Consider the following 26,587-nt stretch of genomic DNA (forward strand, 5'->3'; position numbering starts at 1 on the left):
GGAAGGGCGGTACGAAGGCTGCGGGCCGTGTGTGGCTGGGCGCGCAGTTCCCCGCGCCCCTAACGGGGCGCGGTGCAGCACCGCACTTCGCCGGAGCCGCTTGAGCTCCGCGTACACCAGGCCGGGCGGTCCCCACCCTCACTGGGGGCCGTCCGGTCGTCACGCCTTTCTCCTCACGAGAGGACCCCCCACCGTGCGAAGAACCCGCATCCTCACGGCCGTGCTGGCGCTGACCGCCGGCCTATTGGCGGGCGCCCCGTCCGCCCTCGCCGCGAGCCCTCCGAAAACGACCCTCGCCGCCGACACGTACACCTGGAAGAACGCCCGTATCGACGGCGGCGGTTTCGTCCCCGGCATCGTCTTCAACCGCTCCGAGAAGAACCTCGCGTATGCCAGGACCGACATCGGTGGCGCCTACCGCTGGCAGGAGTCGTCGAAGACCTGGACGCCGCTGCTCGACTCGGTCGGCTGGGACCGCTGGGGTCACACCGGGGTCGTGAGCCTGGCCTCCGACTCGGTGGCGCCGGACCGGGTGTACGCGGCGGTCGGCACGTACACGAACAGCTGGGACCCGGGCAACGGAGCCGTGCTCAGGTCCTCCGACCGGGGTGCGACCTGGCAGAAGGCCGACCTGCCGTTCAAGCTGGGCGGCAACATGCCGGGGCGCGGCATGGGCGAGCGGCTCGCCGTGGACCCGCACAAGAACAGCGTGCTGTATCTGGGCGCGCCGAGCGGCAAGGGTCTGTGGCGGTCCACGGACTCGGGCGCCTCCTGGTCTCAGGTGACCAATTTTCCCAACGTCGGTAACTACGCGCAGGATCCGACGGACACGAGCGGGTACGCGTCCGACAATCAGGGCATCGCCTGGGTCACCTTCGACGAGTCGACCGGCACGGGCACGAACGCCACCCAGACCATCTACGTCGGCGTCGCCGACAAGGACAACGCCGTCTACCGCTCGACCGACGCGGGCGCGACCTGGTCCCGTATCGCCGGGCAGCCCACCGGTTATCTGGCCCACAAGGGCGTGCTGGACGCCGAGAACGGCTACCTCTACCTCGCGTACAGCGACAAGGGCGGCCCGTACGACGGCGGCAAGGGCCGGCTCTGGCGGTACGCGACGGCGACCGGCACCTGGACGGACATCAGCCCGGTCGCGGAGGCCGACACCTACTACGGCTTCAGCGGGCTGAGCGTGGACCGGCAGAAGCCGGGCACGGTGATGGCGACCGCGTACAGCTCCTGGTGGCCGGACACGCAGATCTTCCGCTCCACGGACAGCGGCGGCACCTGGACGAAGGCCTGGGACTACACCTCGTATCCCACCCGCTCGAACCGCTACACGATGGACGTCTCGTCCTCGCCGTGGCTGACGTGGGGTGCCAACCCGTCACCGCCCGAGCAGACGCCCAAACTCGGCTGGATGACCGAGGCGTTGGAGATCGACCCGTTCAACTCGAACCGCATGATGTACGGGACCGGCGCGACGATCTACGGCACCGAGAACCTCGGCCAGTGGGACAGCGGCGGCCAGTTCGCCATCAAGCCGATGGTGCAGGGCCTGGAGGAGACGGCCGTCAACGACCTCGCCGCTCCCCCGTCCGGCGGCGCCCAACTCCTCAGTGCGCTGGGCGATGTCGGTGGTTTCCGGCACACTGACCTCACCAAAGTCCCGTCGATGATGTTCACTTCGCCGAACTTCACCACCACGACGAGCCTCGACTACGCCGAGTCCAACCCCAACACCGTGGTGCGGGTGGGCAATCTCGACTCGGGCCCGCACGTCGCGTTCTCGACGGACAACGGCGCCAACTGGTTCGCGGGCACCGACCCGTCGGGCGTGAGCGGCGGCGGCACGATCGCGGCGGCCTCCGACGGCAGCCGCTTCGTGTGGAGTCCGGAGGGAGCGGGTGTGCAGTACGCGACCGGGTTCGGTACGTCGTGGTCGGCGTCGAGCGGGATTCCGGCCGGGGCGATCGTGGAGTCGGACCGGGTCGACCCGAAGACCTTCTACGGCTTCAAGTCCGGGAAGTTCTACGTCAGTTCGGACGGCGGGGCGAGCTTCACGGCCTCGTCCGCGACCGGGCTGCCGAGCGGCGACAGCGTGCGGTTCAAGGCGCTGCCGGGCACGAAAGGCGACGTCTGGCTGGCGGGCGGGGCGAGCGACGGCGCGTACGGGCTGTGGCACTCGACGGACGGCGGGGCGACCTTCACCAAGCTGTCCGGCGTCGAGCAGGCCGACACGATCGGCTTCGGCAAGGCCGCGGCCGGCGCCTCGTACCAGACGCTCTACACGAGCGCGAAGATCGGCGGCGTACGCGGCATCTTCCGCTCCACGGACAAGGGCGCGACCTGGACACGCATCAACGACGATGCGCACCAGTGGGGTTGGACGGGCGCGGCCATCACCGGGGATCCGCGGGTGTACGGGCGCGTGTACGTGTCCACGAACGGGCGCGGGGTCGTCTACGGCGACTCGTCCGACACGAGCGGTGGTGGCGGCGATCCGACGCCGACCGGTGCCTGTGCCGTCACGTACAAGGTCACCAACCAGTGGTCGGGTGGCTTCCAGGCCGAGGTGCAGCTCGCCAACTCGGGCTCAACTGCCTGGAACGGATGGTCACTTGGCTGGAACTTCTCGAACGGGCAGACGATCTCGCAGCTGTGGAACGCCGATCACACGCAGTCGGGATCGGCGGTCACGGTGAAGAACCTGGGCTGGAACGGGAACGTGGCGCCCGGGTCGTCGGTGGGCTTCGGCTTCACGGGAAGCTGGTCGGGGTCGAACGGAGAACCGGCCGCGTTCAAGCTGGCCGACCAGACCTGCACGGTGGCCTGAGCCGAGACCGGAGGGCGCGTGCCCGACGAGGCACGCGCCCTCCTGCTTGCTCTGATGCCTACGGGGTATAGACCGTCGGCCTGGGCGCCGTCGCCATCCCGTTGCCGATGTGGAAGCTAGGGTGCGGCGGCTGGTTGTAAGCCGTGTTTTGCCAGGCCAGCGCGGTGCGGTACATCGTGTCGTGGAGCAGGGTGGTGATCTTCGTGCTGGTCTCGTTCGGTGTGGAGTAGATCCGCAGGGCCGTGTTGTTGGACGTCGGCCAGACGGCCTCCTCGCGCCAGTCGCCGAAGATGTCGCCGGAGAGCGACGGGGTTGCCTTCGTCCCGTTGTTGGAGTGGACGGAGGCGCCGGTCAGCAGCCGGGTGTCGCCGGACGTGCCGTACTTGTCGATGCGGGTGCCATCGAGGAGTTCGCGTGTCGTGTCGCCGTCCCACCAGCTCACGAAGTTGATGCTGGAGGGCTCCCGGCCGAGTGAGCCGCCGGTGGCCGAGCGGAGCGTGGTGTCGGATGCGGACCAGGCCTCGGAGCCCGCGCTGCCCGCGTAGATGTCGGCGGCGACCCCGCGGCCGTTGTCGCCGCCGGTGGCGGTCTGCCAGAGGACGGCACCGGAACGCGCGTCGGCCATCCAGGAACTGGGCTTGGAGGAGTCCTCGGAGACCTTGAAGTACTCCAGGCCCGCGCGGGACGGATTGTGGTCACCGACATGGCCGGCGTCGCCGTGGTTCAGCTTGGTCGTCCACAGTCCGTTGCCGTTGTCGTCGACGGTCATGGCGCCGTACACGATCTCGTCCTTGCCGTCGGCGTCCACGTCGGCGATGGACAGGCTGTGGTTGCCCTGGCCGTCGTAGCCCTTGCCCGTGTTGGTCGACGAGTTGGTGTCGAAGGTCCAGCGCCGGGTGAAGGCGCCGTTCCGCCAGTCCCAGGCCGCGATCACCGTACGCGTGTAGTAGCCGCGCGCCATGATGACCGAGGGCCTGGCCCCGTCCAGGTAGGCGGTACCCGCGAGGAACCGGTCCACGCGGTTGCCGTACGAGTCGCCCCACGACGAGACCGTGCCACGCGCCGGGACGTAGTCGACCGTCCCCATCGCCTTGCCGGTCTGCCCGTTGAACATGGTCAGGAACTCGGGCCCGGACAGCACGTACCCGCCGGAGTTGCGGTGATCGGCCGACGAACTGCCGATGACGGCGCTGGTGCCGTCCTTCGTGCCGTCCGCGGTCTTCATGGCGACCTCGGCCTTGCCGTCGCCGTCGTAGTCGTACACCTGGAACTGGGTGTAGTGCGCGCCCGAGCGGATGTTCCGCCCGAGGTCGATCCGCCACAGCCGGGTGCCGTCGAGCTTGACGCCGTCGATGATCGTGTTGCCGGTGTAGCCGGACTGGGAGTTGTCCTTGGCGTTCGTCGGCTGCCACTTCAGTACGAAGTCGAGCGCGCCGTCTCCGTCGAGATCGCCGACCGAGGCGTCGTTGGCCTCGTAGGTGTACGCGACGCCGTCCGGGGTCGTGCCACCGGCGGGCGGGGTGATGGGCACGTCCTTGTATCCGGTGCGGAACTGGATCGCGTGCACGGAGTCGCCCTGCTCGACGCCGCCCACGACCGCGCGGACCGTGTAGTCGGCCGAGTTGGGCGCGCCGGAGTGGAAGTAGTTCGTCGAGCCGGTGATCGGGGTGGAGTTGACCTTCGTACCTGCCCGGTAGACGTTGAACGCCACGTCGTTCGGGTCGGTGCCGAGCCAGCGCCAGCTGACGAGGTTGCCGGCGTCGGTGTGGACGCTGACGACACCCCGGTCGAGCTTCTCGACCTGGCGCGCGGTCGCGGCCTCCGCCGATCCCACGGTGAGCGCGGTGAGACCGGCGGCGGCGAGGGCGCCGGTGACCACGGTGGTGAGGAGGAACCGGGTCTTCTTGCGTCTGCGATGCGGGTGCTGCACGGTGACGTACCTCCTGAGAGGGGGCAGACGGGTTCTGCTTCCCAGTCGCCGCTGGAGGCACGGGAGTTGCCGCCTCTCGGCAAGCGCTCTCTACGCGTACGTACGCGCCAGCGCGGTGACCGTCGCGGTGATGCGTTCACGCAGTTCGGCCGGTTCCAGTACCTCGACGCCGGTGCCGAGGCGCAGGAACTCGGCGTGGGCGTGCTCGACGGACTCGATGGGAACGGCGGCAAGGGTCCAGCCGTCCGCGCCCGTACGGCCGTTGGTCCGCACGGCGTCGCCCGCCGGTCCGGTGAGGCGGACTCCCGGGGCGAGCCGGACCACCGCCTCGCCCCGGTGGAGCCGGTCGTGGAAGTCCCGCTGGTACGCGGTCCAGTACGCGGCGAGGTCGAAGTCCTCGGGGCGGGTGAACTCCTCGTCGGACGCGGCAAGTTCGAGGATCTGGTCGACTCGGAACGTACGCGGCCCCGGTCCCGCGACGACGTACCAGCGGCCCGCCTTCAGGACGAGTCCGTACGGTTCGAGGCGGCGCCGCACGTCGGTGGGCTCGCGCCAGCGGCGGTACAGGATGTTGAGGACGCGGCTGTTCCAGACGGCGTCGGCGACGGCGGGGAGGTACGGGGCGGCCCCGTTGTCGGCGTCGGCGTACCAGCCGGGCGCGTCGAGGTGGAAGCGGCCGCTGATGCGGTCGGCGTGCTCGCGCAGCTCGCGCGGGAGGGCGGCACGCACCTTGAGCTGGGCGGCGGCGAGGACCGGGCCGAGCCCGAGCTCGGCGGCGGGTCCGGGCGCGCCCGCGAGGAACAGGGCCTCGGCCTCGTCCGCGGTGAGGCCGGTCAGGCGGGTGCGGTAGCCGTCGAGGAGCCGGTAGCCGCCCGCGTGCCCCGCGTCGCCGTACAGCGGGACTCCGGCGGCGCTCAGCGCCTCCACGTCCCGGTAGACCGTGCGCACCGAGACCTCCAGCTCTGCGGCGAGGTCGGCGGCGGTCATCCGGCCCCGGGTCTGGAGGAGCAGGAGGATCGAGACGAGGCGGGCTGATTTCACCTCCCCAGAATGTCAGGCTTCACTGACAGAAGGTGTCAGTGAAGCGGTCCTAGCGTCCTCTCATGGCCTTCAAGGAGAAACTCCTGACCGTGCCGCCGCCCATCGAGGTGGCGGGGCGGCGGATCAAGCGCTACCACGTCACGGCCGACCCCGCGGGCATCGCGCGCGACGTCCAGGAGGCGGCGTACGCGATCCTGCCGAAGCTGCTTCCGGAGCCGGACACCACACCGCCGGCGACGTTCGTCGTGCTGCACCGGGGCGGCGACGACGGCGCGTACCTCAACGCGTACAGCTGGGTGTGGGACAACGTCCTGCACTTCAAGGGCGCCTCGGCGGGCCAGCCCGTGCTCGGCTGCCCCGACCGCGACCCCACGCACTTCATCACCCCGGACCTGCCCTGGATCGGCTGTGTCTGGGAGCTGCCGCCGATCCTGCACGAACGCGACGCCTGGGTGCGGCACATGCTCACGCCCGATGTCCCCGACCTCGACGCCTATGTCAATGACACCCTCCCCGAGGGCACGACTGGAGACCGTTCATGAGCAGCCCGCACGACTTCGACTTCTTCTTCGGCGGGTGGGACGTCCGCAATCGCCGACTGGCCGACTTCCTCGACCCGGAGAGCGGGTGGCAGGAGTTCACCGCCACGCACCGCTGCTGGAGTCTCTTCGACGGGGCCGCCAACATCGACGAGATCGACTGCTCCAGCCAGGGCTTCAAGGGGCTGACCCTGCGGCTGTTCGACCGCGAGACCGAGGACTGGTCGCTGAACTGGTCGTCCAGCCGCACCGGCAAGCTGTTCCCGCCCGTGATCGGCCGATTCACCGACGGGCGGGGCGAGTTCTACGGGGACGACACCCATGACGGCAAGGACGTGCGGGTGCGGTTCGTGTGGTCGGGGATCTCGGAGCGCACGGCACGCTGGGAGCAGGCGTTCTCGGTGGACGGGGAGAAGACGTGGGTGACCAACTGGGTCATGGAGTTCACGCGCCGGCCCACGGATTCCTGAGCCGGGGATCTCCTGAGTTCACGGATACCTAGGGCTTCTTGAAGGCTCGTAGCTTGAACTCCGGGTCCCGGCGCGGGACATGCTGGTCCGGGAGCTGCTCCAGACGGGAGGCGAGCTTCTCGGTGAGGGGCGCGCCCGGCGGCAGCAGCGTGTACCAGCCGCGCCGTACGTCGGCTGCGGCCTGTGCCGGGGCCCGGCCCCGGCCGCGGAAACTCGACCGCCCCGCCGGGACCAGCGCGTGCCGGTCGGCGTACGACGCCACGAGGTCGTCGCGGTCGCGGGCGGCGCGGCGCGGGCGCGGTGCCATCACGGCGTCGATGTCACTGCGGACGTCGTGCGCGGCGGCCTTGTCGACGGTCGTGACGAAGACACCGCCGGGCCGCAGCACCCGGGCCACCTCGGCGACGACGCGCTCCGCGTCGTCCAGCAGGTGCAGCAGCCAGATCGCCGAGACGGCATCGAACGAAGCGTCCGGAAAGGGGAGTTGGCGGATATCGGCGAGCACAACGCGGCCGGGTACACGCTCGACGGCCCGCCTCAGCATGCCGCACGCCGCGTCGGCGCCCGTCACCTCGAGACCGGCCGCCGCGAGCCGACGCGTCACGATGCCGGTGCCGCAGGCCACGTCTAGCAGGTCGCCCGCGCCTTCGGGGAGCAGTCCGAGCACGGCGCTCGCGGCCGCGGCGGCACGGGGTTCGCCGCCCCGGGACACGTCGTACCGCTCGGCTTCCTTGTCGTAGTCGAACACCAGCGCGCTCAATTCGCACCGTGCCCGGCGGCGATCTCCTCGACCCGCTGCGCCAGGGCGAAGTCCCGCTCGGTGACAGCGCCGCCCACGCTGTGCGTGTTCACGGTGAGTGAGACGGTGTGATAGCCGAGTGTGAGGTCGGAGTGGTGGTCCAGCGCGTCCTGCACCTGGGCGATGTGCACGACCAGCGCGGCCGCCGCGAAGTGCGAGCCGAGCCGGTAGGAGCGGGCGATGCGGTCTCCGTCGAGGGACCAGCCCGGCAGCTCCGCCAGCCGGTCCTCGATCTCCTTCTGCGACAGCGGTTCGAGGGGCATGATCTCGCTCCTTCCGTGACGTCGGGATCTCTTCAGCCTGCCACACTCCGACTGTTTCGGCCCTGGTCAGGCGGGTCCCGGGCGGTCGATGGGGTGTGCATTCGGCCGTCCGGCCGCACATCGACTCACGGGCCGCGCATCGACTACGGTCGAAGCATGACCACCGCCGCGTCCGCCTCCGGGTCCGCCGCCGGGTCCGTCAGCGCGCCCAGCTCAGCGTCCGTCTCCGCTTCCGTCGGCGCCTCCCCCGTCGACAAGGGTGTCGGGCCGCTGCTTCGCGGCTGGCGGGAGCAGCGCCGGGTCAGCCAGCTGGAGCTGGCCCTGCGAGCCGGGTCGTCGGCGCGGCACATCAGCTTCATCGAGACGGGCCGCTCGCGGCCGAGCGAGGAGATGGTGCTGCGGCTGGCCGAGCACCTGGACGTACCGGTGCGGGAGCGCAACTCCCTTCTGCTGGCGGCCGGTTACGCACCCCACTACCCGGAGACCCCGCTCGACGACCCGGCGCTGGAGGCGCTGCGCGAGGGCATGGAGCGGCTCATCCAGGGCTACGAGCCCTATCCGGCGTTCGTCGTGGACGCCACGTACAACGTGGTCGCCGCCAACCGGGGCATCGCGATGCTGCTCGAGACCCTCCCCGAGCACCTTCTCGCCCCGCCGCTGAACGCGATGCGGCTGACGCTGCACCCGGAGGGCCTGGCGCCCAGGATCCGCAATCTGCGCGAGTGGCGGGGCCATCTGCTGGCCCAGATGGAGCGGGAGATCGCCCTGCGCCGCTCCGAGCCGCTGCGCGCGCTGTACGAGGAGGTGGCGGCGTATCCGCACCCCTCGCTGGAGGGACCCCCCTCCCCGGAGAGCGACGAGGAGCGGGGGGAGCCGCCGGTCCCCTACTTCGCCCTGCCGATGCAGATCGAGCACGACGGGCGTGTGCTGTCGTTCATCTCCTCCATCTCGACGTTCAACACACCCATGGACGTGACCGTCGCCGAGCTGGCCATCGAGACGCTGCTCCCGGCCGACCCGGCGACGGTCAAGTACCTTCAGTCGCTGATGTCCTGACGTCGAATCAGCTGCTTTCGCATTCGGATCCGGTTCAGCTTTCCCGGCCGGTTTGGACGGCTCGCAGTGCCGCGTACTGCACCAGGGCGAATCCCGCCACGGTCAGCGCCTGCAGCGGTACCCACACCGCACCCGCGGTGCTCGGCGACAGCCACACGGCGAGCGCCACGAAACTCAGGGCCGCCCAGGCGAGGTTGATCTCGATCACCGCCCGCACCGGGAGGACCGGCGGCTGCCGGCGCGAGGCCAGCCAGCCGACACCGGCCGCGTACACCGTGAGCAGCAGGCCGAGTTCGAGCAGCAGCCCCGAGCCGACGCCGAGCAGCCGCCCCAGCGGGCCGGACACGGCGAGGTAGGCGATGCCGTTCGCACCGGTCACCGCCGCGTCGAGCGCCAGAAAGCGACGCAGCATGGTCTGCGGCTCGGACGTACGGGCCAGGGCGGCGAGTTGGGTTGCGGACATGGCGGATCACCCTCCGTCGAGGTCGGTTCTGGGCCGGTTCCGGCCAGTGGGACCCGGTTCCCGGACCGGAGTGCGCCGGCCCGGGAACCGGTACACCCACCATGCAGTGCGCCGCGGGTGACGGTCGATTACCACAGAGGTAATGAGGGCACCCCGGATCAGGTGAGGGTTTCACCGGAACATGGCACACTTCTCGCCATGCTCGGCGCGTGGGGAGGCGTGGCGTGAGTGAAAGGCGTCCTGCGCCGACCGTGGGGCAGGTGGTACTGGGAAAACGGCTCCAGGAACTGCGCGAGGCCTCCGGCCTGAAACGGGACGAGGCCGCGCGGATCCTGCGTGTCGCGCCGGCGACCATCCGCCGGATGGAGATGGCCGAGGTCTCGCTGAAGATCCCGTACGTCCAGGTGCTCCTGTCGACGTACGGCGTGCCCGACGACGAGATCGCGGCGTTCGTCCGGCTGGCCGAGGAGGCGAACCAGCCCGGCTGGTGGCAGCGCTTCCACGATGTCCTGCCGGACTGGTTCAGCCTGTATGTGAGCCTGGAGGGCGCGGCCTCGATCATCCGCTCGTACGAACCGCACTTCGTGCCAGGACTCCTACAGACCGAGGCCTACGCCCGCGCGGTCCTTGAGGCGGGCACGGTCGGGCAGACGGGGCCCGAGGAGATCGAACGCCATGTGTCGCTGCGGATGGCCCGACAGAAGCTGCTGACCCGAGAGCGTCCGCCCCACCTGTGGGTGATCATGGAGGAAACGGTCCTGCAGCGGCCGGTCAGTATCCGCTCCGAGGTGATGGCGGAGCAGCTGGACCATCTGCTGGAGGCCGTCGAGAACGACCACATCACGTTGCAGATCGCCGAGTTCGCGTCCGGACCGCACCCGGGGACGTACGCGCCCTTCGTGCTGTTCCGCTTCGCGGAGCCCGAGCTGCCGGACATGGTCTACACCGAGTATCTGACCGGGGCGCTGTATCTGGACTCCCGCAACGAGGTGGCTGCGCATCTGGAGGTCCTGGACCATATGACGACCGGCGCGGCCACCGCCCGGCGCACCAAGGAGATGATCCGGGCACGCCGGGGCGACTTCTGACGGGCCGCTCCGCGGGGAGCAGGCCGCTCCGCGGGGAGCGGGGATCCGGTTGTTTGTCGGGTGACGGTCGTCGTGGGCTGGTCGCGCAGTTCCCCGCGCCCCTAGGGGGTGGGGCCTGCTGTTGTGTGTCGGCTGACCGTCGTTGTGGGCTGGTCGCGCAGTTCCTCGCGCCCCTGGGGGCTCAGGTCCTCGCGCTCCTGGGGGCTCAGGCGGCGCCGCCCTTTGCGTCCCTGTCCTCCTCGTCGCCCTTGGTCTCCTTCTCCTCGTCGACGATCTCCGCGTCGACCACGCCCTCCTCGTCCGCCGGTGAGGTCTGCTCGGTGCCCGGCTGGTCCTGCGGGGGCGACTGCTGGGCCTGCGCGTACATCGCCTGGCCCATCTTCTGGCTGACGGTGGCGAGTTTCTCGACGCCTGTCCGCAGGGTGTTCGTGTCGGCGCCTTCCCGGTCCTCCAGGAGTCCCTTCAGTTCGGTGATCGCGGACTCGACCTCGGTCTTCGTGTCGGCCGGGATCCGTTCGCCGTTGTCGCGGATGAACTTCTCGGTCTGGTAGACGAGTTGCTCCGCCTGGTTGCGGGTCTCCGCGGCCTCGCGGCGCTTGCGGTCCTCGTCGGCGTACTGCTCGGCCTCGCGCATCATGCGGTCGATGTCGTCCTTGGGGAGCGCGGAACCGCCGGTGACGGTCATCTTCTGCTCGCGGCCCGTGGCGAGGTCCTTCGCCGAGACGTGCATGATGCCGTTGGCGTCGATGTCGAAGGCGACCTCGATCTGCGGCACTCCGCGCGGTGCGGGCGGCAGCCCGGTGAGGTCGAAGACGCCCAACTTCTTGTTGTAGGCGGCGATTTCACGCTCGCCCTGGAAGACCTGGATGCCGACGGAGGGCTGATTGTCGGTGGCCGTGGTGAAGATCTCCGAACGCCTCGTGGGAATGGTCGTGTTGCGCTCGATGAGCTTCGTCATGATGCCGCCCTTGGTCTCGATGCCCAGGGACAGCGGGGTGACGTCGAGGAGCAGCACGTCCTTCACGTCGCCGCGGATGACGCCCGCCTGGAGGGCGGCGCCGAGGGCCACGACCTCGTCCGGGTTGACGCCCTTGTGCGGGTCCTTGCCGGTGAGCTCCTTCACCAGCTCGGTCACCGCGGGCATCCGGGTGGAGCCGCCGACGAGGATGACGTGGTCGACCGCCGAGAGCTTCACGCCCGCGTCCTTGACCGCCTGGTGGAAGGGGTTCTTGCAGCGGTCGAGCAGGTCCGCGGTGAGCTCCTGGAACTGAGCGCGCGTCAGCTTCTCGTCCAGGTGCAGGGGGCCCTCGGCGGAAGCGGTGATGTAGGGCAGGTTGATGGTCGTCTCGGTGGACGAGGACAGTTCGATCTTGGCTTTTTCGGCGCCCTCGCGCAGCCTCTGGAGCGCCATCTTGTCCTGGCCGAGGTCGATTCCGTACGACCCCTTGAAGCGTTTGACGAGGTGCTCGACGATCCGCTGGTCCCAGTCGTCGCCGCCCAGCTGGGTGTCACCGTTGGTGGCCTTGACCTCGATGACGCCCTCGCCGATCTCGAGCAGCGAGACGTCGAAGGTGCCGCCGCCCAGGTCGAAGACGAGGACGGTCTGCTCCTCGCCGCGGTCGAGCCCGTACGCGAGGGCCGCGGCCGTCGGCTCGTTGATGATCCGCAGGACCTTGAGGCCCGCGATCTCGCCGGCCTCCTTGGTGGCCTGCCGCTGGGAGTCGTCGAAGTAGGCGGGCACGGTGATCACGGCGTCCGTGACGTCCTCGCCGAGATACGCCTCGGCGTCCCGCTTCAGCTTCTGCAGGACGCGCGCGGACAGTTCCTGCGCGCGGTAGCGGGTGCCGTCGACCGTGCCGCTATCGGGGAAGCGCCAACTCGCGTCGCCCATATGGCGTTTCACGGAGCGCGCCGTGCGCTCGACGTTCGTCACGGCCTGCCGTTTGGCGACCTCGCCGACGAGCACCTCGTTGTTCTTGGCGAAGGCCACCACCGAAGGTGTGGTGCGCGCGCCCTCGGCGTTGGCGACGACCGTGGGCTCTCCTCCTTCCAGGACGGCCACCACCGAGTTCGTGGTACCGAGATCGATCCCGACCGCACGTGCCATGTCCGTCCCCTTCCGCCCGGGCTTTCCCGTCTACCATCACAAAACTTGAGTGCCTTATTGTCAACCCTTCGGGTCGGCCACTGGAAACACTGATGCCGCACCCCTTACAAGGGCGCGGCATCGGTGGGCGGGTCTGGTGTAAGGCGAGTGTCAGGCGAGCTTCGCCGAGAGTGTGATCGTCGTGCCGGTCAGCGCCTGGCTGACCGGGCAGTTGACCTTGGCGTCCTCGGCCGCGGCGAGGAAGGCCTCCTCGTCCATGCCGGGCACGGTGCCCTCGACGGTGAGGTGGATGCCGGTGATGCCCTCGCCGGGCTGGAAGGTCACGTCGGCCGAGGTGGTCAGCTTCGTCGGCGGGGTGCCGGCCTTGTCGAGGATGTTCGAGAAGGCCATCGAGAAGCAACTGGAGTGGGCGGCGGCGATCAGCTCCTCCGGGCTGGTCTTGCCGTTCGCGTCCTCGGCCCGCGACGCCCACGTCACCGGCTGCTCAGCGATGCTGCCGGAGGAGTCGAACGTGACGACGCCGTTGCCCTTGAACAGATTGCCTTCCCACACGGTGTGTGCGGAGCGCGTGGTAGCCACGGTGAATCCTTTCGGGTGTGGTCCCGTTGCCGGGATTCCGTAGCCCCCATCCGATCACACCTTGGCCCCCGTGCACCCACCGGCCGGGCGGCAACCGACTGAACCGGGCCTGAAGAGTCCCCTGTCGAGGGGCCGGGCAAGGCCCTGCAGTCCACCGCGGTCTCCTTCTCAGCGCACGCGGAAGACCGGCCCACGGGCGGTGAACGGCAGTGAAGAGCCCTGCGGGATGAGGTACGCGTGCTCGCGCCGGACCCGCAGGACGTCGCAGTAGCCGTCCGTGATCACCAGGATCGGCGCGCCCGGCGGGAAGTCCTTCGCGCGGTGCAGGAGGTCGATGCCGGGCTGCAGGACCGTCCCGCCGCGCCCGTGCACCCGTACGCGTCCGGCGATGTCCGTGACCGGCAGGAAGCCCGCGTCGTGCGGGGCGGCGTCGCAGAAGACGACGCGCGCGGCCGGTACGTCGCGGGCCTCGGCGTACGAGGCGATGGCGCCCAGTGCCTTGCCGAGCAGCGTGCGGTCCATGGAACCGGAGGTGTCCAGGACGACGCCGAAGGTGCAGCGGGCGATCTCCTCGGGCGGGAAGTAGCGGCCGGCGCGCGGGATGTCCGGGGTGGCGGCCTGGCGGCGGGCGGGGCGCGCGTAGGTCCGTACCGGCTCGGGGCGGGGGACGAACTCGTCGAACCAGCGGGCGAGCTGGGCGTCCCAGGGCAGGGGCGGGTGGCTGAGCGTGCGGATCTCCTCGACGAGCCCGCCGGGCAGATATCCGCGGTCCTGCTGCTGGTGCAGGTCGAGACCGTGGCTCAGGCCGCGGCGGTAGAACTCGTCGAGGTCCACGTAGTCGCGGGGCGAGCCGAGGGGGCCTCCGAGGATGTCGCCCACGCCCTTGCCGCGCAGGGTGGCGAGCCGGCGCCCCCGGCGCAGACCGGTGGCGAGCCGGTCGTAGACCTCCTCGGCGGAGAGGTCCTTCAACTCCGAGTCGTACAGCAGCCCTTCGGGCATCGTGCCGACCTGCATCTCGACCAGCCAGGCGTTGATGACGTAGTCGCAGGCGACATTGAAGAGGTACCGGTCGCGGCCGCCGCAGCGGTCGCCGTGGCGCAGCGCGGCGTGCAGCATCTCGTGGGCGAGGACGAACCGCCACTCCTCGTCGTCGAGCTGCCGCAGCGGGTTGACGTAGATCTCGGCCGCCTCCGCGTCGACCGCGGCGACGGAAATGCCGTGGGCGCGGGCGAGTTCGGCGTCCGCCACGAGCTTGATGCCCGCCGCGATGCCGCCGAGGAGGGGGTAGGAGGACACGAACCAGCTCAGGGCTCGCTCCCAGGGCTGCAGCCGGGTGGGGCCGCCGCGCATCGAGTCGCGGCGGCCGCCCGCCATGTCCATCGCGGCGGCCACGGTGCGCGTCAGCGCGTGCGCGAACGCGAGCTGCCAGTCCGGCGTTTGGCCGCCGAGCCAGCTGTCCCACGGCACGAGCACCTGGTCGGGCTCGCCGCCCGCCGTACCGCAGCGCTCGTACACGGCCGGGATGCCGTCGCGGCGCCAGCGCCCGGCGAGCTTCTCCTCGTCGCCGTCGGGGTACGACATCGGCAGGTCCGCGGGGGTGAGGCCGACCGGGAACCCGAGCAGGAAGCGGTTGACGACGACGCAGCGGGCGGCGAGGTCGAAGCGGTCGGGCTGCTCGCGCGCGCCCGTCTTCGCCGGGACGTGGCCGAAGCCGAGGTGGAGGGCGCCGTGCGCGACCGCCCAGGCCCACTCGACGGGCTCGGCCAGCCGCTTGGGGTGGCAGTGCAGCACGCCGTCGGAGTCGACGCGGACAAGCCCGTCGTCCGGCGCCGCCTCGCAGTCCTCCTGGCGGCAGGTGCTGAACCCGATGGCGGCCAGCGCGCGGTTGGCCCGCACCAGGCGCATCCCCTCGGCGAACGCCTCCGCGGCCAGGTCCTTCTTCTTGGGCTTCTTGGGTTGTTCCTGCTTGCGAGCGCGGCTCATCGCGCGGCCCCTTCCCGGTCGGCGGACGGAGCGGACGCTGTCGCGTGAGGACGGAGCGGAGGTCGTGACGGGCCGCCCGGACGCGCCGGCGCCGCCGGGCCCGGACCGGCGGCCGTCTGCTCGCGCGGAGCGCTCACCGCCGCGCCTCCACCAGCCGCGGCATGTCGCGGGCCGCCTCCACCAGGAACCAGGCGGGCAGTACGGGGTTGCCGTCCTCGTCCGAGGCGATGACGCTCTGGGCCACCTCGACGGAGATCTCGGCGAGCTGGACGAGCAGCGACTTGGCCCGGTAGGCGGTCTCGCGGCCGTTCGCCGAGGCGTGTTCCTTGCTGGCGGGGAGTTCCTTGATGAGACGGCCGCGGAAGGACTCGGCGAGGTAGTACAGGAGGTCCCGGTCCTCGGTGCGGTTCGGCCAGCGGGCCTCGCCCTTGATGATGGCCTCGATCCCGAACCGGCTGCGGACGATCTTGACGTAGCCGCAGAAGGCGACCGCGTGCGCGGGCGTCAGCGTGCCGTGCGCGACGATCTTCAGCGTCGGCTCGTCGAGCGTCGGGCCGAAGGAGTGCAGCGCGTCGGAGAGCATGTGCCAGGAACGGGGCGTGGAGAAGGGCTCCTCGGTCTTCGGCGGCTTGGACCACAGATGGTCGGGCCGGTCGGTGAGGTGGTCGAGCACCCACGGGTGGATGTCGTTCGTCGCGGCCCACACCAGCCAGTCCTTCGCGGACGCCTCCAGGTGCACATGCGTAAGACGGTTGACCAGTGCCGACGCGATCGGCCGCGCCAGCGCGTTGTCCGTCGCGCGGTTGCCCGCGCCGATCACGATCGAGCCCGCGGGCAGCTCGTAGTTGCCGATGCGGCGGTCGAGGATCAGCGAGTAGAAGGCCTTCTGGACGTCCGGTGTCGCCGCGTTCAGCTCATCCAGGAACAGGCAGTACGGCTCGTCGCGGGCGATCGCCTCGGGCGGGCAGAAGACCGAGCGTCCGTCGCGGATCTGGGGTACGCCGATCAGGTCCTCCGGCGCCAGCTGCGTACCCAGCAGGCTCACACACTCCAGCCCCAGGGACTCGGCGAACTCCCTGACCAGGGAGGACTTTCCGATGCCGGGAGCGCCCCAGATGAAGACCGGCCGCACGGTCGCGAGGCCGAGCAGCAGCTCCGGGATTCGGGCGGGAGTGACGGTGACAGCTGCCTGCACGCAGCAACTCCTTGCGAGGTGTTCGAGTGGAGCGCGCTGGTGCGCGATGTCCGATACGAACAGTGTGGGCGGTTCGCTTGTCTTACCGCAGCCCATTTTCGGGGCGCGGCGCGCTCCCCGTACTACCCGAGCCACCCACCGTTCATGGGGGTACGAAGGGGCGGTCCGCCACCGTTCCTGCGTTCAGGCCGCACGCCGGTCGGGGCGTGCCTCGACGGGTACCTGCGGGCCGTTGCACTCGCGCAGCCAGCGCCGCAGTACGCGGTGCACGCGCTCCGCGCCGGCCAGTTCCGCCCCTTCCTCGACGGGCGCGGACAGCGCGAGCGGCGACATCAGGAAGGGCCGCCCCTGCTCCCCGCCCAGGCCGCCGTGGGAGCCGATCTGCTCCTCGAACGCGAGGACTTCGCCCTCCTCGGGGTCGTACCAGGAGTTGACCATGATGTCCGCGGCGTGCGGGAAGGCGTGCGTGCGGCGTACGGCGTCGGCGGCGCCCGGGCCGAAGTCGGCGAGCGGGCCGGGGTTCTCGTCCAGCTTGTCCAGGGGGATCTCGGCGCCGTGCGCGCCGAGCACGACGCCGCCGTGCTCCTCGCTGCGCACGAGCACGAAGCCGACGCCGGGGTGGTTGGCGAGCGTGGTCAGCAGGGCCGGATGCCGGGCGTCGATCTCCTCGCGGCTCATCCGGTGCGGTACGTCCGGGAAGGACACCAGGCCGAGGTTGCCCGAGGCCAGCACGAGCGGTTCCGAGCGGCGCCGGGACGGGCGGTACTGTTCGCCGCCCTCCTCGACAGGCCTGCGCAGCGCCGCCCGCACGGCCGCCCGGGCCTCGGCGCCGCTGTGCGTGCGCTGCGCCTTGCGGGGCACGGGAAGCCCGCAGCCGGCCCGTACGAGCTCGCCGAGGCCGAGTCCGTAGCGGGTGCGGAAGGTCTCGCCGGGGCTCTGGCCGTGGTCGGACAGCAGCACGATGCGGTAGGCCCGCGGGGCGTGCTCGGCGACCTGCGCGATCAGGGCCAGCGAGCGGTCCAGGCGCTGCAGGACCTTCTCCGCGTCGCGGCTGCGCGGGCCCGAGTGGTGCGCCACCTCGTCGTACGCCACGAGGTCCGCGTAGACCGCGGCGCGCCCGGCGAGCATGTCCCCGATCACCGCGGCGACGACGACGTCCCGCTCGACGACGGTCGCGAAGGCACGGATGAACGGGTAGAGGCCGCCGCGGCTGACGCGGGGGCGGCGCTTCTTGAGGCGGGCCCGGGTGGACTCGCTGATCTCACGGCCGACTTCGGCGACGAAGGACAGGGCGGTGCGGACGGCGTTGGCGGGGTCGGAGAAGTACGCGAAGTAGCCGGCCCGCGAGCGGTTGCCCTTGCCTCTTCTGGCGGCCACGGAGAGGACCAGGGCGAGCTGGTCGGCGCCGCCGCTGAAGAGGTTGCCGCGGCTGGCGCCGTCCACGGTGAGCAGGCCGCCGTCACCGGTGCGCTCGATGGCCCGGCGCTGGAGTTCGGCGGCGCTGGTCGGGCGGTTGCAGACCATGACCACCCGGGTTTCCTTCTCGTACCACCGGAAGGCGGGGATGTCGTGGTTGGACCCGTGCAGGATGCCCAGCTGGCTGGCGCCGGTCTGGCTGGACCAGTCGGTGCGCCAGGGGGTGAGCCGGTGAGTGGTGCGTGCCCCCTGGCCCTCGCCCAGCCAGGTGGCGACGGTGGGCATCAGGCCGCGTCCGACCGCGTCCACGAGTACGTCATGGCCCACTCCGTCGAGCTGGAGGAAGACCGCGCCGGGCGTCGACGGACCCACGCCCCGCGGTACCTCGGCCCGGCGGCGGTCGGACAGGCGGTACAGCCTTCTTCGGTACGCGTCGTCGTCCCGTACGGCGAGGGCTCCGCCGGTGGCCGAGGCGACGGCCGACATCACCGCGGCGACCACCACCGCCGTCTCCGGGGCGGCCTCGCTCTCTCCCGACGGGATGATGCGCAGGGCCAGGAGCAGGAGCGAGCCGTTGAGGAAGAAGACGAGCAGAGCGAGAACGAGGGCGGGCACGAGGAGCAGCGCCCGGACGAGAAGGGGCCATACGACGGAGGACAGCACACCGAAGGCTCCGGCGCCGAGTGCGGCGGTGACGGCGATACGGGTGGCGCTGTCTCCGTCGGCGGACTGGATTCTGAAGTCCGGCAGGATCCCGGCGAGCACCAGCATGGTGACCGTGGACACGGCCCACACGGCGATACTCCGCCAGACCGCGCTGACAAGCCTCCGCCATCGCGCTCCGCTCACGCCACGCCCACCTTTGCGCTCCGCCCACCGCCCTGTCCCACGCCCAACCTTGTCACAACGGGTGAACGTGCCCTTGGGCTGCGCAGCCCGGTGAAGATACGCAGAGCTCGGCGCCACGGGTCCGTTGCGGCGGGCCGTGCCGCGCCCCCGTAAGGGGCGCGGGGAACTGCGCGACCAGCCCCCACCGGCCCGCAGGGAACGATCAGCCCCCACCGGCCCGCAGGCAAATCACCAGGCACCCAGCGGAGCGCTCAGCGGCCGTCGTAGCCTGCTGTCGGCATCGACAGACGGCGGTGGACGCTGGCCTTCATCTGTGCGTCGTACGCGGGTTCCGCGTGGCCGACCGTCTCGACCCGGACACCGCGCCGGGCGCACTCGGCGGTGAACTCGTCGACGGAGGCGAGCGCCCGCTCCAGGACCCGGCGGCTGGGCGCGACGAACAGGTCGACGAGGCCCGCCTCGACGTCCTCCCACAGCGCGCAGTGGTCGGGCCGCAGCCCCCGTACGAGCAGTTCGCGGGTGACCACATAGCCCCGCTCGGCCGCCCAGCGCGCGCACATGGCGTGCTGGCTGCGCGAGTCCACCAGGAAGGGGTCCGCCTCCAGCTCCTCCAACGGCGTGAGACTGGCGATCGTCGTCACGCGAAGCATGCCGGAGGCACGGCGTGTGTCTCCCATGGCGTCCCCCTCACCTCCGGGTTTCGTCGCCGACCCTACTCCTGCCCGTAGGCTCGGGGGGAGTCGCGCGAAGGGGGCAAAGGAGTGCCGGTGGAGATCACTTGGTGGGGTCACGCCACCTGCACGGTCGAGGACTCGGGTGCGCGCGTGCTCACCGACCCTCTCTTCGCGCGCCGGCTCGCGCATCTGCGCAGGCGCCGGGGGGCGCCGCCGCCGCCCGAGGCGGCGGTTGCGGACGTGGCCCTGGTGTCGCATCTGCACGCCGACCATCTGCACGTCTCCTCGCTGGCACAGCTCGCCCCGGGCACCCGGCTGCTGGTGCCGAAGGGCGCCCCTCGCGCGGTGCCCGGGCTGCGCAGGCTCGGCCATCTGCAGGTCACCGAGGTGGCGCCCGGCGACCAGACCAGGGTCGGTGACCTGGTCGTACGGGCCGTGCCCGCGCGGCACGACGGGCGGCGGCTGCCGGTCGGGCCGCACCGCGCGCCCGCCCTCGGTTATGTGATCGAGGGCGAGGCACGGACGTACTTCGCCGGGGACACGGGCCTGTTCGAGTCGATGGCCAAAGAGGTCGGGCCGGTCGACGTGGCGCTGCTGCCGGTCGGCGGCTGGGGGCCCTATCTCGGCGAGGGGCACCTGGACGCCGGGCGGGCCGCCGAGGCCCTGGCGCGGCTCCAGCCGGGGAGCGCGGTGCCGGTGCACTACGGCACGTACTGGCCGATCGGGATGGACGCCGTGCGCCCCCATGAATTCCACGCGCCCGGCGAGGAGTTCGTGCGCCTGGCCGCCGAGCGTGCGCCCGAGGTGGCGGTGCACAAGCTGGACCACGGCGAGCGTGTGCGTCCGGAGATCGCCGGGTACCGCACTCTCCGGGGAGACGCGCCGGCCGACCGGAGCGACGACGGGCGGGAGGGCGACACCCGGTGAGACAGGTGCTCGCCGCCGCGGTCACGACCGTGCCGCCGGAGTCCACGCAGCAGGCGATCGGCTATCCGTCGCTGTTCCTGCTGGTGCTGATCGGTGCGCTGGTGCCGGTCGTGCCGACCGGTGCGGTGGTGAGTTCGGCGGCGGTCGTGGCCTTTCACCAGACGGCACCTTTCTCGATGGCGCTGGTCTTCGTGGTGGCGGCGTTCGCGGCGTTCCTCGGGGATGTCGGGCTGTACTGGCTCGGGCGGCGCGGGATGCGGTCGAAGAACGGCTCGCGGTGGCTTGCCGCGATTCGTGACCGTGCGCCCGAGGATCGGCTGGCGCAGGCCCAGGAGAAGCTCGCGGATCACGGCGTGGCGGTGCTGGTGCTGTCCCGGCTGGTGCCGGCGGGGCGTATTCCGGTGATGCTCGCCTGTCTCATGGCCAAGTGGCCGCTGCGACGGTTTGCGCGCGGCGATGTGCCGGCTTGTCTTGCCTGGGCCGCGACGTATCAGCTCATCGGGGTGCTTGGGGGTTCGCTGTTCAAGGAGCCTTGGGAGGGTGTGGTGGCGGCGGTTGTGCTGACCTTGGTGATCAGTGCGGCGCCTGGGGTGTGGCGTCGGGTTCGTAATTCGGCTGCGTGATCGCTCCGCGGGTGGTGCGGTTCTTCGTCTGCGGGTCGGCTGTGGCTGGTCGCGCAGTTCCCCGCGCCCCTAAAAAACCGCCGCTCGCCGCTCCCCCGAAGAATCCGCAGTTTCCGCGCCGCTAAAAGAAGGGGCGCTTCAGGTCAGCACCCTTGATGCCCCCACCGGCAAGTCCCACAAGTCCTCCCTCGACCGGCCCGCCTTCTCCCATGCCGTGCGGACGCGCGTGAGCGGTTCCAGGACCGGTTCGGCCGAGAGGACGAACGTGCCCCAGTGCATGGGGGCCATCCGTCGTGCGCCGAGGTCCTGGGCCGCGCGGACCGCCTCCTCCGGGTCGCAGTGGACGTCGCTGAGCCACCAGCGGGGCTCGTACGCGCCGATCGGCAGGAGTGCGAGGTCGATGCCGGGGTAGCGGGCGCCGATGCGGGAGAACCAGTGGCCGTATCCCGTGTCGCCCGCGAAGTACACGCGTCGGCCGTCCTGGGCGGTCAGTACCCAGCCGCCCCACAGGGTGCGGCAGGTGTCGTGGAGGCTGCGCTTGGACCAGTGGTGGGCGGGCACGAAGTCGAGGCGGACGGCTCCGAGTTGGGCAGCTTCCCACCAGTCCAGCTCGGTGACGTGGCTGAAGCGGCGGCGCCGGAACCAGCGGCCTAGGCCGGCCGGGACGAACACCGGGGTGTCGCGCGGGAGTCTGCGCAGGGTGGGGGCGTCCAGGTGGTCGTAGTGGTTGTGGCTGATGACGACCGCGTCGACGCGAGGCAGCTCGCTCCAGGCCACACCGACAGGCGTGATCCGATCGGGAGTTCCGAGGATCTTGCGGGACCAGACCGGGTCCGTGAGTACCGTGAGACCGCCGATCCGGATCACCCAGCTGGCGTGCCCCGCCCAGGAGACGGCGACCGTACGCGCGTCCACTCGGGGCAACGGGCCGGGCTCGTACGGCAGTCGGGGAATGTCCGCGAGCCCTTCGGGTCCCGGCCGCAGCGCGCCCTCGCGGGCGAACCGCGCGAAGCCCCTGAGGCCCGGCAGCGGGGCGGTCAGCCGGTCCGCGAAGGAGCGGGGCCAGACCCGCCGTTCGCCGAGCGGGCGGGGCTCGGCGAGCGGGGTCCCGACAGCGGGCGCGAACACGGAGGGGGCGGACGGGGCGGATGAGGGAGACGCCGGATCGTCGGCGTCACTGGACGTGGACGTGGACGTGGTCGTCGTGCTCGTGGTCGACTCGGACTGCTGCGTCATCGAGGGGACTCCCATCGCCGAGCGTCATCGTCATCGCGGAGATCACCGAAGGCCGATCCCAGCAGACTCAACGCACGTTTCACATGCGGCAATTCCAGAGGTTCCGGTGACGTGAGAGACGCAATACGCTCCTCGTCGGTTGTGCCGAGGAACGGGCCCGTGGCCAGGCGGACGCGCAGCGCGCCGAGGTCGTCGCCGAAGCGGTGGCCGCCGGGCGCGGACATGCCAAGGCGATCGGTGAGGAAGTCCTCCAGTTCCTGGGCGTCGCCGACGTCGCGCGCGGTGAGCTCGGAGCGCAGCGGGCCGAGGTCCGCGTACAGGTGGCGGCCCGCCTGCGGTGGCCGGACGAGTGCGCCCGCGGCCACGAGGGCCCGGTGCGCGGCGGCGGCCACGCGCGCATGCAGGCGTACGGACGCGGTGAGGCGGTGCTTGATCTCGTCGGGCTCGCCGAGCGCGTACGCGGCGGCCGCGGCGACCGGTGCGGCGATACGGGCGCCGAGCGCGGTGAGGACGTCGAGGACGCGGTCGCGCAGCTCGGTGCCGGTGTCGGTGTCGGGGAAGCGGGCGATCGCGGCGGGCCAGCCGGGCGGCAGGAAGGGGCCGGAGAGGTCCGTCAGGACCGTGACCCGTTCCGGCAGCATCTCTGCGGGGCTCAGCAGCACGGTGTCGTGCGGGTCGTGCAGGGTGTCGCGCCAGGTCTCGTCGCTGACCAGGTGCAGGCCCTCGCCCGCGGCCGCCTCGATGGTCTCGTGCACCACCTCGGGCGGCGCGACGGTGGCGGTGGGGTCGTCGGCGACGGACATCACGAGCAGCCGCGGGTCGCCCCCCTCGGCGCGCACCCGGCGCACGGTCTCCAGGAGGGCGTACGGATCCGGGACGCCGCCGCACTCGGCGGGCGTCCCCACGTGGAAGACGGATCTGCCCAACAGGCGTGCCTGTGGCGCCCACCATGCCGCGCAGGGGCGCGGCAGCAGGACGTCGCCGCCGAGCGCGGCGGTCAGCGCGAGGAGCAGGGCGCCGGCGCCGGGTGCGGCGGCCGTCCGGTCGCGGTCGGCCGGCAGCCCGCGCCGGGCCCAGTAGCCGCGGGCGGCGTCCAGGAGTGCGGGGCCCCCGCCGGTCGGTTCGGTGTGCGCGCCCGTCGCGGCTGCGGCGAGTGCGGGCGGCACGGGCACGCCCTGGCCGGGCAGCGGCGGGCCGTAACGGACGGGACCGTGCCCCTCCGGATCAGTCCGCCGCATCCGTACCTCCGCGCAGTGATCCGTGGACCGTGGGTTCGTCGTTCATCGGTCCCTGGTTCATTGGTCCCTGGTCCGTTGTGGTTCCTACGGTGCCGGCTGTGTCTCTGAGATCCGCGCACCCATGCCTCTGCGTACCCAGGGGAGCGCCTCGTCAACTCAGCCTTTCGAGGACGGCTCCCGGCGGTGCAGCCGGTGGACCGCGGCGCCCAGCGCGCCCGCGATGAGGACGCCGCCCGTGACCAGGGCGATGGTGGAGTCGGAGAAGGCGCCGCCCTCGCCCGCGCGCACCCCGTGCTGGACGGCCGGGTGATGGGAGCTGCCCGGGTGATGGGAGCTGCCATGGGATGAGCCCTCGCGGGACACCGTGAAGGACGCGCTCCACTGCTTGCCCTGGCCGCCGGGCGCCGCCGGACAGGTGCCGTCGACGCCCCACTCGGAGGTCTTGCCGACCGCGTCCGGCGCGCCGTCCTCGAAGTTCGCGACGGGCGCGATACGGGCGGTGCCGCTGTAGGCCGGGCCGCCCGCCGTGTCCTCCTTGCCCGCGACCTTGTGCAACTCGACGGTGCCGTGCTCGAAGGCCTGCGAGGTGGCCTCAATGGTCTCGGCGGCGGGCCCGCCGGTCGGTCCGCAGGAGACGGAGACCGTGACGGTGCCGCCGGGGGCGACGGTGCGCGGGCTGACCTCCGCGGCCGGATTCGCGGCCGCCGCCGCGACGGGGGTGCCCAGGACGACGGTGGTGAGGGCGGTGGCGGACAGGGCACGGACGGTACGGCGCAGGGGCAGGTGCATGGGCTTGGGCTCCTTCGGCCGGTGGCTGGGGGACCCCCACGCCCGGGTGTGGCGGCGGAGGCGGGGCACGACCGACATGCCCCGCAGCCCATCAGAGCCCGGCCGCCGACCGGACGCGCGCGGCCGGACACCATTCGTGCCATGCGGACGCCCACGCGGGTGACGTCACACACACGCGTGCCGGGCTCGGAGTGAGCCCGGCACGCATGCGTACGACTTCGCTTGGCCTAGGGCCTGTCTGACAATTCCCGTCGTCGCCCGGAGGGCGGCCGCGCGGCGTCAGGTGCGTGCTCTCGGCATGCCGGGCGCAGACCCTCGTACTGGACGTACTTGGGTCTGCGCCCGGTGCGGCGAGTGGGGGCACCTCCCACGCCCTTAAAGGCAGTGGGGGAGCGTGCATGGCGTCGCGAGGCAGACGGGAATTGTCAGACAGGCCCTAGTTCGACAGGGAAACGAGCTCCTGTTCCAGTCCGCGGCAGCGGGTCTCGACGAGGGCCGAGGCGACGTCGGACAGTTTGCGGTTGGAGCCCTGCGAGATGCGGCGCAGGACCGTGAAGGCCGCGTCCGCGTCGCAGGCCAGCACATGCATGACGATGCCGCACGCCTGGTCGACCACGGGGCGGGTGCGCAGCGCGGCGCCGAGCTGGTCGAGTTCCGTGAGCGCGGCCCGGTAGGAACGGTCGCGTACGAGACAGGTCGCGGCGAGGTCGCCGAGGGCCCGGGCGGGGCCGTGCGGGGCGTCCTCCAGGCTGCCGGGACGGAAGCTGTAGAGGCTGAGGGTCACTGTCAGGCCCGCCCGGCGGAAGGGCATCGTGACGCTGGAGCGCACACCCGAGTCGAGCGCCATGGCCCGGTACTGCGGCCAGCGCTCCTCGCGCAGCAGGTCGCCCGACTCGACGGGCTCACCGCGCTCCACCGCGGCGGGAATCGGGCCCTCGCCGGAGCGGAGCTGGACCGAGACGAGTGCCGCGAGGTCTGGGTGGGTCACCGCGGCCGGCCGCTCCGTGCCGCCGTCGGACACCGTGGTGCCCGCGCCGCAGCAGTCGACGGTGCAGCGGACGGCCTGCTCGGCGAGTTCCGACAGCCGACGGCCCGGAAGTGCAGATTCCGGGGATTCCGTCCCCCGGGAGCCAATATGTTCGGTATCCGGCATGCTTCACGCCTCCTCTTCTCAGCGCGTTCCCGCTCGCCTGCGGGAAAAACGAGTTGGAGGGGTTCCGCTCCCGCCGCCCCGGACATGCTCGTGAGGAGCTACGTTCGTCGTTATGGCGCAGACGGAAGAATTCGGTGAGGAACTCGCGGATTTCGTGCGCCGTGTCGCGGAGTTGAAAGCGGCACGGTCCGTACCCAATGACGACCTTCCCACCGTACTGGACGCGGCGCTCTTCGAACTCGACCATGTGGCCGACCAGTTGTGGCCGTGGTACGAGCGGCTGACGGCCACCGGCACGTCGAACCCATCCTCCACCGACCGTCAGGAGCAGCAGCTCCTCAAGACGATCTTCCAGCGTCTGCCGCTGCCCGTCGCGCTGACCGACCGCGAGACGGTGGTCCGCAGGCTGAACTTCGCGGGGGCCAACTTCACGGGTGTCCGCGCGGGTTACGCGACGGGCCGCCCGCTCTCCGGCTTCCTCGCGCACGCGGACCGGGCCGCGTTCCGCTCGCAGACCGCGGCGGTGGCGCGCGGTGACGGCGACCGCAGCCTCACTGTCCACCTTCAGCAGCGCCCTTCCGTCGCCGTGCACGCCACGCTCACCGCGCTGCGGCCGAGCGGCGAGCCGCGTACGGCCGTCCTCGTGGTGCTCCAGCCCGCCGGGGCGCGGGTGCCGTCGGCCGAGAGCGGGCCCGGACCTGTGCCGGACCTCGGCGAGACGACACGGCACGCGGCGCTGATGGATCTGCTGGACGCCATGACCACGGCGCTGCTGACCGAGCCGTCCAAGACGCGGGCCGCCGTGCTGGAGCGGGCGGCCCGCGTGCTGCACGGTCGCTTCGCGGACTGGGTGGTGGCCGACGAGGGGGCCGCGCGGCTGTGCCGTACGACGGTCCTCGGACCGGCGGACCAGCAGGACATCCAGACCGGCGACCTGGAGGCGCAGGACCCTTCCGCGTGCCCCCTCGTCGTCGAGGCGGCACGCGGCGGTTCCACGGCCCTCCAGGTACGCCCGGAGGACCCGGACGCCTTCGGCCGCGACGCCTCGGACGCCCCCGTCCTGATCCGCGCGAACGTCACGTCCCTCCTGTGCGTCCCCCTCACCGTCAACGGCGCGGTCCAGGGCGTCATCACCCTCTTCCGCACAGGCGCCCGCCTGGCCTTCTCCATGGCCGAGGCCCAGGCGATGGACATGATGTCCCGTCACATAGCCCTGTCTCTGAGGAACTTGGACCGAAGGTAGACGGCCTCGCGAGGGGCGCCCCGAAGGGGCGCGGGGAACTGCGCGCCCAGCCACACACGGCCCGCAGACAACTCACTACCCCCGGCA

Annotated in this window: 22 protein-coding genes and 1 pseudogene; 8 read left to right on the forward strand and 15 right to left on the reverse strand. The window is 71.3% G+C overall.

Annotated elements, in window-relative coordinates; genetic code table 11:
• The first annotated feature begins 193 nt into the window (after positions 1-193).
• Complete coding sequence (locus tag GAS53_RS17790; RefSeq protein ID WP_151478591.1) at positions 194-2,839, forward strand: cellulose binding domain-containing protein; 2,646 nt, start codon at positions 194-196, stop codon at positions 2,837-2,839.
• 58 nt (positions 2,840-2,897) lie between these two features.
• On the opposite strand, the gene GAS53_RS17795 is transcribed toward GAS53_RS17790, so the two are convergent.
• Entirely contained in the window at positions 2,898-4,769 is a 1,872-nt protein-coding gene (locus GAS53_RS17795; protein WP_151478592.1) for a rhamnogalacturonan lyase, read from the reverse strand.
• A 90-nt stretch (positions 4,770-4,859) separates the two neighbouring features.
• Positions 4,860-5,810, reverse strand: coding sequence for a helix-turn-helix transcriptional regulator (locus GAS53_RS17800; RefSeq protein ID WP_151478593.1), 951 nt, complete (start codon positions 5,808-5,810; stop codon positions 4,860-4,862).
• Between the two features lie 62 nt (positions 5,811-5,872).
• Here GAS53_RS17800 and GAS53_RS17805 point away from each other — a divergent pair, with 62 nt between their 5' ends.
• Together GAS53_RS17805 and GAS53_RS17810 are read left to right on the forward strand one after the other, a co-directional pair.
• Complete coding sequence (locus tag GAS53_RS17805; protein ID WP_151478594.1) at positions 5,873-6,352, forward strand: hypothetical protein; 480 nt, start codon at positions 5,873-5,875, stop codon at positions 6,350-6,352.
• Positions 6,349-6,819, forward strand: coding sequence for a hypothetical protein (locus GAS53_RS17810; RefSeq protein WP_151478595.1), 471 nt, complete (start codon positions 6,349-6,351; stop codon positions 6,817-6,819). Before GAS53_RS17805 ends, GAS53_RS17810 begins: the two co-directional genes overlap by 4 nt.
• Before the next feature lie 28 nt (positions 6,820-6,847).
• Here the strand turns inward: GAS53_RS17810 and GAS53_RS17815 are convergent, their stop codons facing one another.
• Together GAS53_RS17815 and GAS53_RS17820 are read right to left on the reverse strand one after the other, a co-directional pair.
• Positions 6,848-7,567 carry a class I SAM-dependent methyltransferase gene (locus tag GAS53_RS17815; protein WP_151478674.1) on the reverse strand — a complete coding sequence of 240 codons (720 nt, stop codon included), beginning with the start codon at positions 7,565-7,567 and terminating at the stop codon, positions 6,848-6,850.
• 8 nt (positions 7,568-7,575) lie between these two features.
• Complete coding sequence (locus GAS53_RS17820; protein ID WP_151478596.1) at positions 7,576-7,881, reverse strand: 4a-hydroxytetrahydrobiopterin dehydratase; 306 nt, start codon at positions 7,879-7,881, stop codon at positions 7,576-7,578.
• Positions 7,882-8,037: 156 nt separating this feature from the next.
• Here GAS53_RS17820 and GAS53_RS17825 point away from each other — a divergent pair, with 156 nt between their 5' ends.
• Positions 8,038-8,937: a helix-turn-helix domain-containing protein gene (locus tag GAS53_RS17825; RefSeq protein WP_151478597.1), complete on the forward strand. Its 900-nt coding sequence runs from the start codon at positions 8,038-8,040 to the stop codon at positions 8,935-8,937.
• A 34-nt stretch (positions 8,938-8,971) separates the two neighbouring features.
• Here the strand turns inward: GAS53_RS17825 and GAS53_RS17830 are convergent, their stop codons facing one another.
• The gene (locus tag GAS53_RS17830; RefSeq protein WP_151478598.1) at positions 8,972-9,400 is read right to left on the reverse strand and encodes a hypothetical protein; all 429 of its coding nucleotides are present in this window, start codon (positions 9,398-9,400) and stop codon (positions 8,972-8,974) included.
• Positions 9,401-9,624: 224 nt separating this feature from the next.
• Between GAS53_RS17830 and GAS53_RS17835 the strand changes: the two genes are divergently transcribed.
• The gene (locus GAS53_RS17835) at positions 9,625-10,488 is read left to right on the forward strand and encodes a helix-turn-helix domain-containing protein (protein ID WP_151478599.1); all 864 of its coding nucleotides are present in this window, start codon (positions 9,625-9,627) and stop codon (positions 10,486-10,488) included.
• 205 nt (positions 10,489-10,693) lie between these two features.
• Here GAS53_RS17835 and dnaK read toward each other — a convergent pair whose 3' ends face one another.
• The 6 genes from dnaK to GAS53_RS17865 form a co-directional block, all read right to left on the reverse strand.
• Positions 10,694-12,595, reverse strand: coding sequence for a molecular chaperone DnaK (dnaK, locus tag GAS53_RS17840; protein WP_151478600.1), 1,902 nt, complete (start codon positions 12,593-12,595; stop codon positions 10,694-10,696).
• A 150-nt stretch (positions 12,596-12,745) separates the two neighbouring features.
• Positions 12,746-13,174: an OsmC family protein gene (locus tag GAS53_RS17845; RefSeq protein ID WP_151478601.1), complete on the reverse strand. Its 429-nt coding sequence runs from the start codon at positions 13,172-13,174 to the stop codon at positions 12,746-12,748.
• Between the two features lie 168 nt (positions 13,175-13,342).
• Complete coding sequence (locus GAS53_RS17850) at positions 13,343-15,157, reverse strand: vWA domain-containing protein (protein WP_151478602.1); 1,815 nt, start codon at positions 15,155-15,157, stop codon at positions 13,343-13,345.
• Positions 15,158-15,290: 133 nt separating this feature from the next.
• Positions 15,291-16,352 (reverse strand): ATP-binding protein, encoded by a 1,062-nt coding sequence (locus tag GAS53_RS17855; RefSeq protein ID WP_151478603.1) that lies wholly within the window; start codon positions 16,350-16,352, stop codon positions 15,291-15,293.
• A gap of 183 nt (positions 16,353-16,535) precedes the next feature.
• The gene (locus tag GAS53_RS17860; RefSeq protein ID WP_151478604.1) at positions 16,536-18,617 is read right to left on the reverse strand and encodes a phage holin family protein; all 2,082 of its coding nucleotides are present in this window, start codon (positions 18,615-18,617) and stop codon (positions 16,536-16,538) included.
• 251 nt (positions 18,618-18,868) lie between these two features.
• Positions 18,869-19,294 carry a hypothetical protein gene (locus GAS53_RS17865; protein ID WP_151478605.1) on the reverse strand — a complete coding sequence of 142 codons (426 nt, stop codon included), beginning with the start codon at positions 19,292-19,294 and terminating at the stop codon, positions 18,869-18,871.
• A gap of 84 nt (positions 19,295-19,378) precedes the next feature.
• Between GAS53_RS17865 and GAS53_RS17870 the strand changes: the two are divergent.
• Together GAS53_RS17870 and GAS53_RS17875 are read left to right on the forward strand one after the other, a co-directional pair.
• Positions 19,379-20,146, forward strand: a pseudogene (locus GAS53_RS17870) (MBL fold metallo-hydrolase); the annotation flags it as partial.
• Between the two features lie 68 nt (positions 20,147-20,214).
• On the forward strand, positions 20,215-20,841 hold the full coding sequence (locus GAS53_RS17875; protein WP_151478607.1) for a DedA family protein: 627 nt from the start codon (positions 20,215-20,217) through the stop codon (positions 20,839-20,841).
• Positions 20,842-20,979: 138 nt separating this feature from the next.
• On the opposite strand, the gene GAS53_RS17880 is transcribed toward GAS53_RS17875, so the two are convergent.
• From GAS53_RS17880 to GAS53_RS17900, 4 genes are all read right to left on the reverse strand, one after another.
• A complete protein-coding gene (locus GAS53_RS17880; RefSeq protein WP_151478608.1) occupies positions 20,980-22,077 on the reverse strand; it encodes an MBL fold metallo-hydrolase in 1,098 nt (365 codons plus the stop codon).
• Complete coding sequence (locus tag GAS53_RS17885; RefSeq protein ID WP_151478609.1) at positions 22,074-23,315, reverse strand: aminotransferase class I/II-fold pyridoxal phosphate-dependent enzyme; 1,242 nt, start codon at positions 23,313-23,315, stop codon at positions 22,074-22,076. The genes GAS53_RS17880 and GAS53_RS17885 overlap by 4 nt, the downstream gene beginning before the upstream one ends.
• 156 nt (positions 23,316-23,471) lie before the next feature.
• A complete protein-coding gene (locus tag GAS53_RS17890; protein ID WP_225858966.1) occupies positions 23,472-24,104 on the reverse strand; it encodes a hypothetical protein in 633 nt (210 codons plus the stop codon).
• A gap of 436 nt (positions 24,105-24,540) precedes the next feature.
• The gene (locus GAS53_RS17900) at positions 24,541-25,257 is read right to left on the reverse strand and encodes an ANTAR domain-containing response regulator (protein WP_151478610.1); all 717 of its coding nucleotides are present in this window, start codon (positions 25,255-25,257) and stop codon (positions 24,541-24,543) included.
• Between the two features lie 112 nt (positions 25,258-25,369).
• On the opposite strand from GAS53_RS17900, the gene GAS53_RS17905 reads away from it, so the two are divergent.
• The gene (locus tag GAS53_RS17905) at positions 25,370-26,500 is read left to right on the forward strand and encodes a PAS domain-containing protein (protein ID WP_151478611.1); all 1,131 of its coding nucleotides are present in this window, start codon (positions 25,370-25,372) and stop codon (positions 26,498-26,500) included.
• The last annotated feature ends 87 nt before the right edge of the window (positions 26,501-26,587 follow it).

The sequence above is a fragment of the Streptomyces albicerus genome (genome assembly GCF_008905045.1).
Taxonomy (GTDB): domain Bacteria; phylum Actinomycetota; class Actinomycetes; order Streptomycetales; family Streptomycetaceae; genus Streptomyces; species Streptomyces albicerus.